Origin of the sequence: Paraburkholderia sp. SECH4 (genome assembly GCF_030511745.1) — a bacterium.
Taxonomy (GTDB): Bacteria; Pseudomonadota; Gammaproteobacteria; order Burkholderiales; family Burkholderiaceae; genus Paraburkholderia; species Paraburkholderia madseniana.
The window spans coordinates 150,264-164,165 of the sequence record NZ_JALOCP010000009.1 but is presented as its reverse complement, the minus strand read 5'-3'; the positions used below and the strand labels follow the sequence as shown (position 1 = coordinate 164,165).

At 60.9% G+C, this 13,902-nt stretch carries 10 protein-coding genes; 9 read left to right on the top strand and 1 reads right to left on the bottom strand.

The window, feature by feature from the left end:
* Positions 1–320 precede the first annotated feature (320 nt).
* The 9 genes from M0D67_RS15305 to M0D67_RS15265 all read left to right on the top strand — a co-directional run bounded on the left by M0D67_RS15305 (position 321) and on the right by M0D67_RS15265 (position 12,997).
* Positions 321–824 (top strand): DUF4399 domain-containing protein, encoded by a 504-nt coding sequence (locus M0D67_RS15305; protein ID WP_233464951.1) that lies wholly within the window; start codon positions 321–323, stop codon positions 822–824.
* Positions 825–871: 47 nt separating this feature from the next.
* A complete protein-coding gene (locus tag M0D67_RS15300) occupies positions 872–1,315 on the top strand; it encodes a DUF4399 domain-containing protein (RefSeq protein WP_266239070.1) in 444 nt (147 codons plus the stop codon).
* 269 nt (positions 1,316–1,584) lie between these two features.
* A complete protein-coding gene (locus M0D67_RS15295; protein ID WP_154562776.1) occupies positions 1,585–1,869 on the top strand; it encodes a hypothetical protein in 285 nt (94 codons plus the stop codon).
* A gap of 329 nt (positions 1,870–2,198) precedes the next feature.
* The gene (locus M0D67_RS15290; protein ID WP_171925989.1) at positions 2,199–3,611 is read left to right on the top strand and encodes an efflux transporter outer membrane subunit; all 1,413 of its coding nucleotides are present in this window, start codon (positions 2,199–2,201) and stop codon (positions 3,609–3,611) included.
* Between the two features lie 204 nt (positions 3,612–3,815).
* Entirely contained in the window at positions 3,816–6,422 is a 2,607-nt protein-coding gene (locus M0D67_RS15285) for an FHA domain-containing protein (RefSeq protein WP_266239069.1), read from the top strand.
* Positions 6,400–7,773 (top strand): HlyD family efflux transporter periplasmic adaptor subunit, encoded by a 1,374-nt coding sequence (locus M0D67_RS15280; RefSeq protein ID WP_266239068.1) that lies wholly within the window; start codon positions 6,400–6,402, stop codon positions 7,771–7,773. Before M0D67_RS15285 ends, M0D67_RS15280 begins: the two co-directional genes overlap by 23 nt.
* 37 nt (positions 7,774–7,810) lie before the next feature.
* A complete protein-coding gene (locus M0D67_RS15275; RefSeq protein ID WP_266239067.1) occupies positions 7,811–8,563 on the top strand; it encodes a peptidylprolyl isomerase in 753 nt (250 codons plus the stop codon).
* A gap of 22 nt (positions 8,564–8,585) precedes the next feature.
* Positions 8,586–11,642: a peptidase domain-containing ABC transporter gene (locus tag M0D67_RS15270; RefSeq protein ID WP_154562770.1), complete on the top strand. Its 3,057-nt coding sequence runs from the start codon at positions 8,586–8,588 to the stop codon at positions 11,640–11,642.
* Positions 11,639–12,997, top strand: coding sequence for a sigma-54-dependent Fis family transcriptional regulator (locus tag M0D67_RS15265; RefSeq protein WP_168435796.1), 1,359 nt, complete (start codon positions 11,639–11,641; stop codon positions 12,995–12,997). The genes M0D67_RS15270 and M0D67_RS15265 overlap by 4 nt, the downstream gene beginning before the upstream one ends.
* A 35-nt stretch (positions 12,998–13,032) precedes the next feature.
* Here the strand turns inward: M0D67_RS15265 and M0D67_RS15260 are convergent, their stop codons facing one another.
* A complete protein-coding gene (locus tag M0D67_RS15260) occupies positions 13,033–13,884 on the bottom strand; it encodes a hypothetical protein (protein WP_266239065.1) in 852 nt (283 codons plus the stop codon).
* Positions 13,885–13,902: the final 18 nt, after the last annotated feature.

Here is a 13,902-nt window from a genome sequence, read left to right as displayed (position 1 = left end):
CAGCATCGATGCCGTGATCGACTCTCCATCGAGAACCTATGAACAACGATAGCACGCGGTTTGCGCGTGACAATGGTCCGCACATCGTTAATGCGTTATACGGTTAACGAGTGTGGCGTATCTTTTTGGCAAGTTACGTCCTAAGCTAATTCACAAAGTAGCGCTGTACGGCCGTTTTAATAAAGCGGCAGCTCATCGACGTCGGCCCGTCACGTGAACCCACGTGCAACTACGCGAGCGCCCGCGACATCCAGTCGGAGCCTCCAGCCTGCGCTTCGCGCAGCCGGGGCGGGGACGGCTATTCTTCGGGAGAGTGCGCAATGCGAAGAACCCTCACACTTGGCGTGCTCGACAAACGTCGTGGAACGAAGGCGAGCCTTGTCACGCTCGGCACGGCTTTGTGCGCCGCCTGTTCACTCCTGCTCGGTATCGCGCTTACGTCTGAGTCCGCGCGTGCCGAACAAACGCCTTCGCCACCGGGCGCCGAGGAATACATCATCTGGCCGTCGGATGGCACGGTGATTCACGGTGGCAAGCTGTGGGTGCGCATGGGGCTGCGCAACATGGGCGTGTGCCCGAAGGGTGTGGCGGTTCCGAACACCGGGCATCACCATCTGCTGATCGACACCGACCTGCCGGCGCTCGACCAGGAAATTCCGTCGGACCGCAATCATCTGCATTTCGGTGCGGGTGAGACCGACGCGCGTGTTGAGTTGCCGCCGGGCAAGCACACCCTGCAACTCATTCTCGGCGACCAGAACCACGTGCCGCACGTACCGCCCGTGTATTCGAAGAAGATCACCATCACCGTGCTAAAAGACTAGCGCGTCCCGTTCATTCATAGCGGGTCCGTCAGGACGGAGAGACCAACATGTACAAGATCATCGCGCTCGCGGCGCTCGTGGCACTTGCGACATTGGCGTCACTGGCCTCGCCGAATCTCGCCACGGCCGGTACGACGCCGTCGCCGGCCGGCGCGCACGCCTATATCGGCTATCCGAACGATGGCCAGGTGGTGCAGGCCAACAAAGCGATTCGGGTGTGGTTCGGCCTGCGCTATATGGGCGTGGCGCCGAAAGGCGTCAAGTATCCGAACACCGGGCACCATCATCTGCTGATCGACACCGACCTGCCGCCGATGGACCAGGAAATTCCGTCAGACCGCAATCATCTGCATTTCGGCGCGGGTGAGACGGAAACGATGATTCAACTCCCGCCCGGCAAGCACACGTTGCAACTGCTGATGGGCGACGACATGCATATACCGCACAACCCGCCGGTGTACTCGAAGAAGATCACCGTGATTGCACGCTGAGGCGGTGCTCCACTTCGGTGTTACGTCACAGCCAACACAGTTGCAGGCGTTGTTGGTTGTGATCCACCAGCTCCAACCGGCCGCATCGTCGCGGTCGCGCTGCCACTAGCGGCATATCATCCCCGAAACCCTTTATCTACGGCCGTTCGCAAGATTTCTTAGGATCGGAAAGCAAAGCTGGCACAGCCCATGCATTAGTGACACTCGAGCAGACAAGATGCTCGAACCCAACCGCAAGACTGTGCTGTTTCCCTTCCAGGAGATTTACCATGAACACGCTGATGATCAAAGACCTGTCCATCACCGCTCAACTCGACAGCAAGGCCATGAGCGCCGTGCGTGGCGGCTTCGGCTACGGCTATCCGTCGTCTTCGTTCTTCAACTACTCGCCCGTGTATACGCCGAACAACAGCAAGAATGTCAGCGCCACGCAGTTGATCAGCAACGAAATGAACATTCAGAGCGCCAACGGCAACAACGCAGCGTTCGTCGCCGGCGTCACCACCACGATCGACCCGCATGTGACCTCGAGCAACAACATCAACGTGTATTGAACGGCGTAAGCCGCCGCGGAGGCTCTCAGGCCTCCGCGGGACGCGCAAGCTCAGGCAACCCCCGCGCGTCAAAAAGATTTCGCATCCAATCGTTCTTTCCACACGACCCCAGCGTCACCGCCCGATCCCCGCGCCGACCTTCCTGCACCGCTTCGATGGTGAAGCCGGGCAGGACATGCTTTACTTAAATAGCGCGTTCTCCTCGTGCAACGTAGCCGGTGTCATCGGAGAAAATCGTGTCAGCGTTGCTTGATTCAATGGTTCGTCAGCGCTTTTTCAACGCCACAGCGCGGTGCTGTCCTGGCCACCGGCCGGCGAGTGCGAGCCGCATGGCAGCGGCGCTGCGCGGACTCTGCGCTGCAACGGTTTGCGCACTGTCGCTGAGTGCGTGTATCGATGTCAGCATGCCCGACTACAAGCGGCCGGATACGCCCGCCAAGGCGTCCTGGTCGGATCAGAAAGGCTCGCCGGTATCGGCGGCCGCGACCATCGAGCCGGACTGGTGGAAAGGCTTCCACGATCCGTATCTGGACACGCTGATCGCGAAGGCGATCGCGAGCAACTTCGATATCAAGGTGCTGGCCGCACGTATTGACGTGGCCGGCACGCAGATCGGCGAGGCCAAGGCAGGCGCGTTGCCGACCATGGATCTCGGCGGCGGCGCCGATTTCGAAAAGACTACGCGTCAGACGTTTTCCAAACAGTACAACGTCGCGACGCAGGTGAGCTGGGACATCGATATCTGGGGCAAAGTGGAGAAGGGCGTTCAGGCACAGAAGGCCGAGTTCCACGCCAGCGAAGCGGATTGGCGCGCCGGCTATCTGGAACTGGTGGCGAACGTCTCGAGTACCTACTTCCAGATCCTGCAATTCGACGACCAGATCGAGCAGCAGCAACAAACGCTGGTCACGAACCGGCAGATTCTCACCATCTACGACGGCCAACGCCGCAACGGCCTCGTGCCGCAAACCCAGGTATTGCGCCAGCAAGCTGAGATCAACCGTCTAACGAATCAGTTGCTCGAACTGCGCCGCTCGCGCGATGTCGCGAACAACGCGTTGTGCACGCTGCTCGGTGTGCCGGCAGGTGAGTTCCAGTTGCCCAAGGGGCATTTGCAGCAACGCGTGCAACTGCCCGTGGTGCCGGACGGCTTGCCCGCGCAACTGCTTGCGCGCCGGCCTGACGTGGTGGCCGCCGAGTTCAGAGTGCTGGAAGCCTACGACCTGGTCGGCCAGGCCAAGCTCGCGCAATTGCCCACCATCAACCTCACCGGCCACGGTGGCACCGCGAGTTTCGCGTTGACCGATTTGCTGAAGTCGTTCACCTACGGATTCATGCCCAGCATCAACATCCCCCTGCTCGATCCCGGCGTGCGGGCTCATGTGAAGGTCACGCAAGCGCAATCGACGGTCGCGGAACAACAGTACCGCGTGGCCGTCATGGGTGCGTTCGAGGAGGTGGAGAACGCGCTGGTCAATCTGAATTCGCACAAGGCGCAGCGGGTGGAATTGCAGCAGGAGGTGTCGCGTTTACAAATCGTCGCCGAGCAGATCCAGTCGCAATTGCGTCTCGGCGTGGTGTCGCAACTGGAAGTTTTCGAAACCGAGCGGACCTTGCTGGAAGCGCAGCAGGAACTGCTCTCTAACCATCAGTTGATTCTGTCCGACACGGTGTTGCTTTATAAGGCGCTGGGCGGCGGTTGGCCGAGCGTGGATGTGCAGGCGGAAGTAAAGGAACACTGAGCTAATCCGATCGGCTGCATATGACGCATGAATGGCCCTTTCAACCGACGATCAGAAAATTGACACTTGCCATGCGTGACTTAAAATTTGTAAGGAGCCCGGTTCTGCCGGGCTCGCTAAAATATCCGCAATTCGCCGTAGCTCTTCTTGCCGTTTCCGTTGCGCGCTCGTCGCAGCGGGTAAACGATTAGTGATCCAGATAAAATGACTACCGGCGAAGCCCAGATTGCTGAGATGCGTGCAACACAGGACTCCGCGTTCGACGTGGTGCTGTCGCCGGTTGCGTCCGCGCAGCGTCCCGCACTCGACGCGATCCGGATCGTCGACAGCCTGTTCGCGATCGGCCGCAGCGAAGCGCCATTCACCGACTATCCCGCCGAACGCCTTACCCGCCTGTCGCGCCGCCATGCGCGGATTTTCACGGAGCACGGCGCCGTCTATGTTGCCGACCTCGGCAGCAAGAACGGCACGACGCTCAACGGCAATGCGGTGCGGCAAGCCCCCGCGCGGCTGCGTGCCGGCGACGAACTATGTTTCGGCGGCGAGCTTTGCTACCGCGTGAGTATCGAGCCGCGCGCGCGGATCGTCGTCGCGCGCGCGGCGCCCGCACCCGGCCTGCTGCTGGTGCCGCAGCGCGACGACCTCGAGCTTCAGCCGATCGACGTGCAGGCGTTCCCCTTTCTCATCAGCAAGGCTGACGAGGTTTTCTCGCGCTACAAGGATCGCTATCCACATCAGGTCAACTACATCTCGCGGCGTCATGCCCACATCTTTCTGAAGGGCGGTGAGCTCTACCTCGAAGATCTCGGCAGCACCAACGGCACATTCGTCGGCGGAAAGCGGCTCGACGAAACCGCGGTGCCGCTTGTGGAGGGGGACCTCCTTGCATTTGGCGGCGACCACTTCGTCTACAGGGTGACGCTGCAGAAACCCCCCGAAGTCGAGCCGACCGTGACCCAGCTATTCCTCAATCCCGCTACTGACGAGGCCGCCGACACGGACAAGACCACGTTCGTTGGCGCCGCGCATTCGTTCCTCGATATCTTTTGCGTGGACCCAGGGCTACAACGCGAAGACGAAGTCAACGAAGCGGCGCAGACCGCGTCCGCGCACGCGAAACGCGACACGCCGACAGGCGGTGCGAATACCGCGAACGGAACTAACGGCACGCATGGCGCAAACGGCACTCATGGCAAGCAAAGCGCAAACGGCGCACATGGCACGAACGCAGCACAGAGCCGGCCGCAGCGTTGGCGGCTGCTCGCGGGAGAACTCAGCAAGGCCTTTGCGGGTGGCGATCACACCCTGTCGCGTCGCGCCGTATGGTGGAGTGGCGCGGCTTGCGCCCTTTTGGTGGCCATTGCGCTGACGCTCTACTTGCGCGGTTCGTCAGAGCGCGAGTTGAGAAACCTGCTGGCGAGCGGCGATTACACCAGCGCGGTGACGGCGGCAAACGGCTATCTGGCGCAGCACCCCGCCGACACGAAAGTCAGTGCGTTGGCGAGCGAAGCGCTACTGAAGGCGAAACTCCCCGGCTGGCTGAGTACGCTGCAAAAGGCGCAGTTCGATCAGGCCGACACGCTGCTCAAGGAGATGAGAGCGTTGAGTGCGAACAATGCGGACGCCACTTCTCTGGTCGGCGAATTGCAGTGGGTGGGCGACCTGGAGCGCTTCGTGGCGGGACGCGGCGGGGTGGACGCACCAATCCGCATGTACGCCGACGAGGCGACTATCGGCGGCCTGCTGCAACGCTGGGACGACGACGCCAGGGGCCATCAGCGCGCACTCGACCGTATTGCCTCGTATGTGCCCATTTTTGCGGAGCCGTACGCGCAGGCGTTGAGCCATCTGCGCAAACTGGAAAGCGACGACTCGGTCTATCTCGCCGCCATCGACCGCCTGAACGGCACCATTCGCACCGAACTGGCGCGCGACAAACCCGCAGCGCTGCCAGCCATTCTTGACGATTACGCGCAGCGCTATCCGCGCCTCGCCGGCCTCGATCGTGTGCGGGAAGATTTGCACCATTACACCGATGTGCTGAACGCGGCGCTCAGCCGGCAACTGACGCCATTGCTCGCCTTGCTGAAGACGGTGCGTTTCAACACCCCGCCGTTTCAGGCGCAGTTTCAGCAACTGTCCGCAAGCCGTCTGCCGTCCGCGGACGTTATCCAGCGTCATGACGCGGCGACCGCTGCCTGGCAGCGCGGCGACACCCAGCAGGCGCTGGCGGATTTGCAGGCCATGCCTGCCGGGCCGTGGTCCGACGTGATCGCCGCGGAACTGGTGCACAAGAGAGCGCAGCTTGACCAGTTCGCCGACTTGCAGAAGACGCGCGGCGGCAAAGATTATGACGAGCGCCTGCTGTCGTTCTACGCCAGTCTCGATCCGGTGGCGGATGGGTGGTTCGTGCAATCGATCCAGAAAGACGTCGCCGCGTTGCACGACAAAGCGCTGGCGCGCGCCCAGGACCTGATGCTGCGCGCGCAGAGCCTGTGGAAACAATATCGGGCGAGCGGGCCGATCGGCGGCACGCAGCGGCTGGAAGCGGGAATTTCGCCCGGCTTTCGCAGCGAGGCGCGTCTGCTTTCCGATGCACAGTCCGCCGCGCAACAAGGCATGCGCATCTATACGCAACTGAAGGCGGATCATCCAGCCGACTTCGACCGCCTGCTCGCGGATATCCAGGCCGAAGCGGATTTGCAGCGCCGCTCGCTGACCGAATTGCGCATGGTGCTGGACCCCGGACTCTTGAAGGCGAAGCTGGCGTTGATCGGAGGCGAGCAGAGTGAAGCGCGACAATCACCCTAGACCGTTGTCGGAGGCGCTGGAGGATCACAGCGTCGAAGGCATCGCGATTCTGACCGCCGAGCCGGTGCGGCTTGCTCGCGCGCTGATCTGGGCGATGGTCGCGCTGGTGGTGGCCGGCTTGCTGTGGTCGTTCGTGGGGCGCGCGGATGTGATCGTCAGTGCGCAAGGCACGCTCTCGCCGGAATCGGAGGTGCGCCGCATCTATGCGCCGATCGATGGCGAGCTCGCCGACCTGTACATCGCCGAGGGGCAGCCGGTGTCGAAGGGCGACGTGCTGGCGCGCCTGAATGCGCGCGGCGCGATCGAGGCAGCGAGCAACGCGCTGCAAGCGCAGCTCAAACTCGAAGACGCCGAGCGCGACTGGAAGCAGTTCCCCGAGAAGAAGGCGCTGATGGAGCGCAAGGCGGCCGCGCTGAAGGCGCAGATGGAAGTAGAAGCCCGCCTGCACGAAAATCGCGTCTCCGAGGGCACAACCAAGCTCGCCGAAGGCCAGAAGGCCGAACTCGACGAAGCGCGCAGTGTGCTCGACAACGCGCGCCGCACGCGTGAGGCGGCGCGTCAGGAGCTGGATCGTTACTCGCGACTGTTCGCTCAGCCGGGTGGCGGCGGCATCGCCGAGTTGCAGGTGGAGCAGAAGCGAACCGCCGCGATGGAAGCGGATAACGCCTATCGCGTCGCTCAATCGAAACTCGCGGAGCTGGATTTCCGCCTGAGCCACGAATACGCGCAGGCCAATGCGCAACTCGAAACCAGCGGACAGCAGACCACCGACCTGCAACTCCAGTACGACTCGGCAGTCCGCGACATCACCGACGCCGAAGACAAACTGCGTCTGCAACTTCAGACCGCGCGCCTCGTGTCCGAAGCCGCCGCGCGGATCCGTTTCGAGAACATCGACAAAGACAACTTCCTGCTGATCCTCGCGCCGGTCTCCGGCGTCATCACCGACGTGACCTCCACGCAGCGGGGCGACAAGATCCAGGCGAACGCGCCGCTCGGCGGCATCGCGCCAAAAGATGCGAAGCCCGTGCTGAAGATCGAAATCGCCGAACACGATCGTGCTTTTCTGCACGAGGGCCAGCCGGTGAAGCTGAAATTCAACGCGTTCCCGTATCAGCGCTATGGGCTGATCAGCGGCACGCTCGCCTATATTTCACCGGCCACCAAGCCGTCCTTGCAGGACAAGCAGCCGGTGTACGAAGGGCGTGTCACGCTAGACAAGAACTACTACCAGATCGCCGACACCCGCTATCCGCTGCGCTACGGCATGACGGCGAGCGCGGAGATCGTGGTGCGCGAACGGCGCCTGATCGATCTGGGGCTCGATCCATTCAGACAGGTGGCGGGATGAGCGCGCCGATCACACGTCAATTAAAGGAGCGGATGACATGACCGCGATAGTGCGAATCGATGACGAAGTCGTGGACGTTTCCGAGTTCATTCGTCTTCTGAAACTGACCGGCCAGTTCGATAGCCTGATCGAGCAGATCGTGCGCGACAAGCTCACGGTGCATGCGGCCAAGAAGCAGGGCATTGCCGTCACGGCCGACGAAATCCAGCAGCGCGCCGATCAGTTCCGCCGTGTGCGCGGCTTGCATCGCGCGACGGATATGAATCAGTACCTCGATGCGCTCGGCGTGAGTCTCGACGAGTTCGAGGCCTTCATTACGGACGGGCTGTATCAGGAGAAGATGCTCGACGTGGTCGGCAACGAGGCGGCGATCAAGGATTATTTCGCGCTGAATTCGCCGAAGTTCGACGCGATCGAGGTGAGCCATATCGTGCTCGACAGCGAAGGCAAGGCGAAGGAAATGATCTCGTACCTGCACGACGATCCCGACAGTTTCGCCGACATGGCGCGCGAGCACTCGATTGCGGATACGCGCGAAGCCGGCGGCGTGATCGGCAAAGTGTTGCGCGGATCGTTGAAGCCGGACATCGAGGCGAAGATTTTCAACGCGGCGGTGGGCGATCTGCTTGGGCCATTTCCGTCGGCGGATCGCTCGTGCTTCGAGATTTTTGCCGTGACGGCGAAATATCCGGCGATGCTCGACGCGGATGTCGCCTCTGAAGTGAGACGTCTGCTGCGCGAGAGCTGGCTGATTGCGCGCTCGCAGGAACATGTGATCGAAGCACGCTAGCCGAACCGAGGTCCGCAAGCCCATGGATGCACCCCAGACCGCGCCCTCCGCTGCCGAGTTTCTCACCTCGGTGGAAATTCTCTCGCCGTTTTCGCGCGACGAGATCGAGCGTCTTGCCGAATATGCGCAGGCACGCTTCTATTCGTTCGGCGAAACGGTGTGCTCGGCGGGTGAGACGGCTGACGGTCTTTACGTGGTTCGCTCGGGCTCGGTGCGTATCTTCACCGAGGAGCATGGCAAGGAAACCAGCATGGGCGTGCGCAAAACCGGCGAGATTTTCGCCGACATTGCGATGTTGCGTGCGTACGTGCATGAGGCGTCGGTGCGGGCGTCCGCGAAAACCGAACTGCTGTTCATTCCTCGTGCCGCGATCGAGCCGGTGATCGCCGGCAATCAGGCCGCGTTGGCATTTATCGCGAGCTATGTAGCGATCAGTTCGGCCGGCGGTTTCGTCGCTCAATTGTTCGATCTGCGCGGCAAGCTCAACAAGGCGGAACTCGAAGAATATGTGCGCAGCGTCGGCGTGAAGCGGGTGGCCGAGGGCAAGGAAATTCTCAAACAGGATGGGCGCGACGATCGGCGGCTCTACGTGGTGCGGCAAGGCGGTGTGCGCATCGTCCGTCATGAGGAAGGCCACGACTACACGCTTGCGACCTTAGGCGAAGGCGAAATCTTCGGCGAAAAGGCGTGTTTGATGCGGCAGGAGCAAATGGCGTCGGTGGTGGCGACGACCGATACGCGGCTGCTGGTGATCCCGGAGCGAACCGTCCATTTCATTCTGGAGCGCAATCCGAAGCTGCGCGAAGTCCTGGATGAGCGGATTCGTTACGGCGACCGCGAATTGCAGCGGCAAAAGCGCCTCGAGCAGCGGCGCAAACTGCCTTTGATGCTCGACCTGCAGACTAAACCCGAGTTCGGTGAAAAGGTCATCAAGCGCTTTGCGCTGGTCGAACAGGCTGAAGAAATGGATTGCGGCGCCGCGTGTCTCGCCATGGTCTGCCGCCACTACAGCATCCCGATGACGCTCGGCAAACTGCGCGAACTCGCCAACGTCACGACGCAAGGCGCCACGCTCGACAGCCTCGCGCGCGCCGGCGAATCGCTCGGCTTTACCGCACGCGGCGTGCAATGCACATTCGATTCATTACGCGGCTTCGATCTGCCCTTCATCGTGCATTGGGAGGGCTACCACTATGTTGTGGTGTACGGGCTCTCGAAGGACTACGTGTGGGTCGCCGATCCGGCACTCGGCTTCCGGAAAATGACGGTCGAGGATTTCGAACGCGGCTGGAGCGGCACGTGTCTGCTCTTTACCGGCGGACCGAATCTCATGCAGATGTCCGCCGCGCGTTCGCCGTGGATACGCTTTGTCGGCTACCTCAGGCCGTACAAGAAGATTCTCGGTCACCTGTTCCTCGCCACGTTCGTGATTCAGGTTCTCGGCGTGATTCCGCCGCTAATCATCCAGAACATTCTCGACGGCGTGATCGTGCATCAGAACGTCAGCCTGCTGCATCTGCTGATCGGCGGCCTGATTATCGCCAATGTGTTTTCGCAATTGATGTCGACGATTCGCGCGTATCTGGCGAATTTCATGGTGCGCAACATGGACTTCGCGATGATGTCGCAGTTCTTCAAGCACACCATGTCGCTGCCGTTCTCGTTTTTCGCCAAGCGGAAGACCGGCGACATCTTCGCGCGCTTTCAGGAGAACCAGACGATCCGCGCCTTCCTCACCGAATCCACGGTGACCACCGCGTTGAATCTGCTGATGGTGTTCATCTACTTCACGATCATGTTCGTCTACAACGTGAAGATGACACTGGTGCTGATCGCGTTCGTGATACCCATCATGGCGTTGACCGCGCTGGCCACTCCGAAGATCAAGAACTATGCGCGTGAGGTATTCACGGCCTCGACCGAGTCGAAGTCGTTTTTGATGGAAGCGCTCGCCGGTGTCGAGACCATCAAGGGTATGGGCATCGAACGGCCGGTGCGGTTGCGCTGGGAGAAGAAGTACGCAAAGGCGCTCGAAGTGCAATACCGCGCGCACGCCTTCAACATTCTCATTGGGCTTGGCAGCCAGTTGCTGAACGCGGCGACGACGATCGCCATCCTTTGGGTCGGCGCGAATCTGGTGCTGGCGCGCGAAATGACCATTGGTCAGTTGATTGCGTTCAATGCGTTCATGGGCAGCGTGCTGGGTCCGCTGATGGGACTGGTCGGCTTATGGAGCATGCTGAACGACGCGGGCGTGGCGATGGAACGCCTCGGCGATGTGCTTGATATCGAGCCGGAACAGAAACCGCAGGATTTACCTTCGCGCGTGATGCTGCCGGAACTGCAGGGCGAAATCAGTTTTAGCGGCGTCTACTTCCGCTACGGCGAGGACGACTCGGCCTATGTACTGGAAAATATCAGCTTCGATATCAAGCCCGGCGAGCTGGTGGCGATTGTGGGCCGCAGCGGGTCCGGCAAGACGACGCTCGCCAAGCTGCTGGTCGGCTTTTACGCGCCGACCGAGGGCAAGATGACCATCGACGGCTACGACCTCGGCGTGGTCGACAAAGCCTATTACCGCGCGCAGATCGGCTATGTGATGCAGAGCAATCTGCTGTTTTCCGGCACGATTGCCGAAAACATTGCCAGCGGTGACGACGCGCCCGAACGGCGCCGCATCGAGGAGGTCGCGAAAATGGCCGACGCGCACGCGTTCATCAGCAAGATGCCGCTCGGCTACGAGCAGATTGTCGGCGAACGCGGCATTGGCTTATCCGGTGGGCAGATCCAGCGGCTTTGCATCGCGCGGGCGCTGTATCACGATCCGCGTCTGCTGGTTTTCGACGAGGCGACCTCGGCGCTGGACTCGCAATCGGAAAGCAATATCCTCGGCAATATGCATGACATTCTGAAGGGCCGAACGGCGGTGATCATTGCGCATCGGCTCAGCACCATCATGCGTGCGGACAAGATTCTGGTGCTGTATGAAGGGGCGATTGTCGAACAGGGCCGTCACGATGAACTGATCCAGCGCGGCGGCATGTACTACCAGTTGGTCCAGAAACAGTTGAGTGCGTGATGAAGATACTCGACCAGGTAGAAGAGCTCAGCCCGGCGATTTCATACGCGGGTTTGATCGAACGCATCGAGATTTTGCGCTCGACGCTGCGTTGGTCATCCCGGCTCGAGCGCGCCGACATCGATAAGCTGCTCCGGCAAGCCACCTCGTTGCGCGACGAAGTCATGCAACTTTCGCACAAGGAGCGCTTCGTACAGGCCGCAACGGCCGCTGAGCCTGCCGCGGCTGCCGATCAATCGCGTGGTGCGCGCAGAAAGGCGCTGATCGAGCGCAGCTTCATTTTCGAAGGGACGTTCGGCGACAATCCGCGTTTGCTCGAATCGCTCGAAATCGCCGAGAAGGCGGCACCGACCGATTTGCCGGTGTTGATCGACGGCGAAAGCGGCACCGGTAAGGAGCTGATGGCGAAGGTGATTCACGCGAATGGTTCGCGCTCGGACAAGCCCTTTATCTCCGTGAATTGCGGTGCGATTCCGGACAATCTGCTGGAGTCGGAATTGTTCGGTCATCGCAAGGGCGCGTTCACGGGCGCTTCGAATGACCGCAAGGGCAAATTCGAAAGTGCGCATACCGGCACGATCTTTCTCGACGAAATCGGCGAGTTGCCGCTGGCCGGTCAGGTGAAGCTGCTGCGTGTACTGGAAGCGCACGAGATTCAGCGCGTGGGCTCCGATGAAACGATTGCTGTCGATACGCGCATCGTCGCCGCGACCAATCGCAATCTGCGGCAACTCAGCGAAGAGGGCAAGTTCCGCGAGGATCTGTTCTACCGTCTCAGCGTAATTCATGTCACGTTGCCGCCGCTGCGCGAGAGGCGCGATGAGATACCGCTGCTGATTGCCTGGTTCGGCGATGAAGCCGCCGGAACGCTAAAACGCAGACCAGTCAGATTGACGCCGCGTCTGCGGGACTTTCTGCTGAACTATGCGTACCCGGGCAATATTCGTGAACTGCGCAACGTGATGTATCGCGTGTCGTGTCTGGCCGGCGACATGGCGGATGTCGATCATCTGCCGGTGGACATGCGGCCGGCCGCGCCCGGGTCAGCCGCCGCTGTGTCTAATGTAGTCACTGCGACCGGACAGGAGCCAATCAGCGTGGCGAATCTGATGTCGCTGAGCGACGCGAAGCGCGCCGCGAGCGATGATGCGGAAAAAGCCTTCCTGGAGCGCGGCCTGCGCGAAGTGAGCGGCACGGTTGCGGAACTGGCGCGGCGCATCGATATGAACCGCTCGCATCTGCAAATGCTTCTGAAGAAGCATGGTCTGCATTCGAAGGATTTTCGCAATCGCAATGCACCGCCCACGAACAGAAACGGCGCTGACGAGCACGATGAGGAAGACAGCGATAGTTGAGGCTGGATGCTTCGACGGTTTTCGGGCGTGCCTGATCAGAGCCTCTCGAGAACTTCAAGAAAGAGCAATATGCCGATGAAGAAGCCAATCCATCTTACCGTGGTCATGAGGCTAGTGAGCCTGACAGCCAGTGAGTTCACGGCCTCCGCGACAGGATTTACCGTTAATTCATCAATACGGCCGCCGTTCGTGGTCGCGCTACGCAATTGAGCAGTTGCGAGGTCGATACGAAGGTGGGTGACGTAGCCAACTGCGATTTCCGGACATTCAATTGCGCCGTCGCTTTTGTTGGGCCTGAGAAAAAGATCCGGCTCGCGCTGAGGGTTAGCCATAGCACTTTCGGCCGTGTAGAGGTGTCGCAGCGCCAGTCCCAACTCGACTGCGCCAAACCGGCCGTCGGACGTCGCCTTCGAAAGCGCATGTATACAGGCTTCGGGAATGTGGCAGGCGAGCCACCACTGATCGGGTTCGCCGGTCTCTGCGTCGGCCCGATTGACACCGAGACGAGCAGTACCGAGCGGGACGTCGGCAAACGAAGTACCGAGTTCGTCCTCCAACTCGCGCAGACCTAAGCGGTCAGCCTTGCTGACGTCGCGGGCCTCGAAGGACACCTCAACGGCGAGCATCGCGTGTTCAGCGTCGCCAATGATCGACAGCTCCTGGCCATCGAGATGTGCCACTCCGTGCAGCGACGTGGAGAGTGTTGGCTGTTTGTCTGCGTCCAGAGGCTCTGCGAGCTGTTGCGCCACATGGAGCTGTTCCAACCGCAACCACATTGACCTGGCCGGGAAATACGTCCGCTTCTCGCCATCCAACCCGACATGTTCGAGGGCGTGATCCTTCCGCTCAATCAATTCCGTCGCGACGTTTTTTTCCAAAAACTCCATGGCGCGCCCCACTCGTGA

Excerpts from the sequence above, each read along its gene's own strand:
- M0D67_RS15305 (WP_233464951.1), top strand. The coding sequence starts at position 321 with ATGCGAAGAACCCTCACACTTGGCGTGCTCGACAAACGTCGTGGAACG.
- M0D67_RS15300 (WP_266239070.1), top strand. The coding sequence starts at position 872 with ATGTACAAGATCATCGCGCTCGCGGCGCTCGTGGCACTTGCGACATTG.
- M0D67_RS15295 (WP_154562776.1), top strand. The coding sequence starts at position 1,585 with ATGAACACGCTGATGATCAAAGACCTGTCCATCACCGCTCAACTCGAC.
- M0D67_RS15290 (WP_171925989.1), top strand. The coding sequence starts at position 2,199 with ATGGCAGCGGCGCTGCGCGGACTCTGCGCTGCAACGGTTTGCGCACTG.
- M0D67_RS15285 (WP_266239069.1), top strand. The coding sequence starts at position 3,816 with ATGACTACCGGCGAAGCCCAGATTGCTGAGATGCGTGCAACACAGGAC.
- M0D67_RS15275 (WP_266239067.1), top strand. The coding sequence starts at position 7,811 with ATGACCGCGATAGTGCGAATCGATGACGAAGTCGTGGACGTTTCCGAG.
- M0D67_RS15270 (WP_154562770.1), top strand. The coding sequence starts at position 8,586 with ATGGATGCACCCCAGACCGCGCCCTCCGCTGCCGAGTTTCTCACCTCG.
- M0D67_RS15260 (WP_266239065.1), bottom strand. The coding sequence starts at position 13,884 with ATGGAGTTTTTGGAAAAAAACGTCGCGACGGAATTGATTGAGCGGAAG.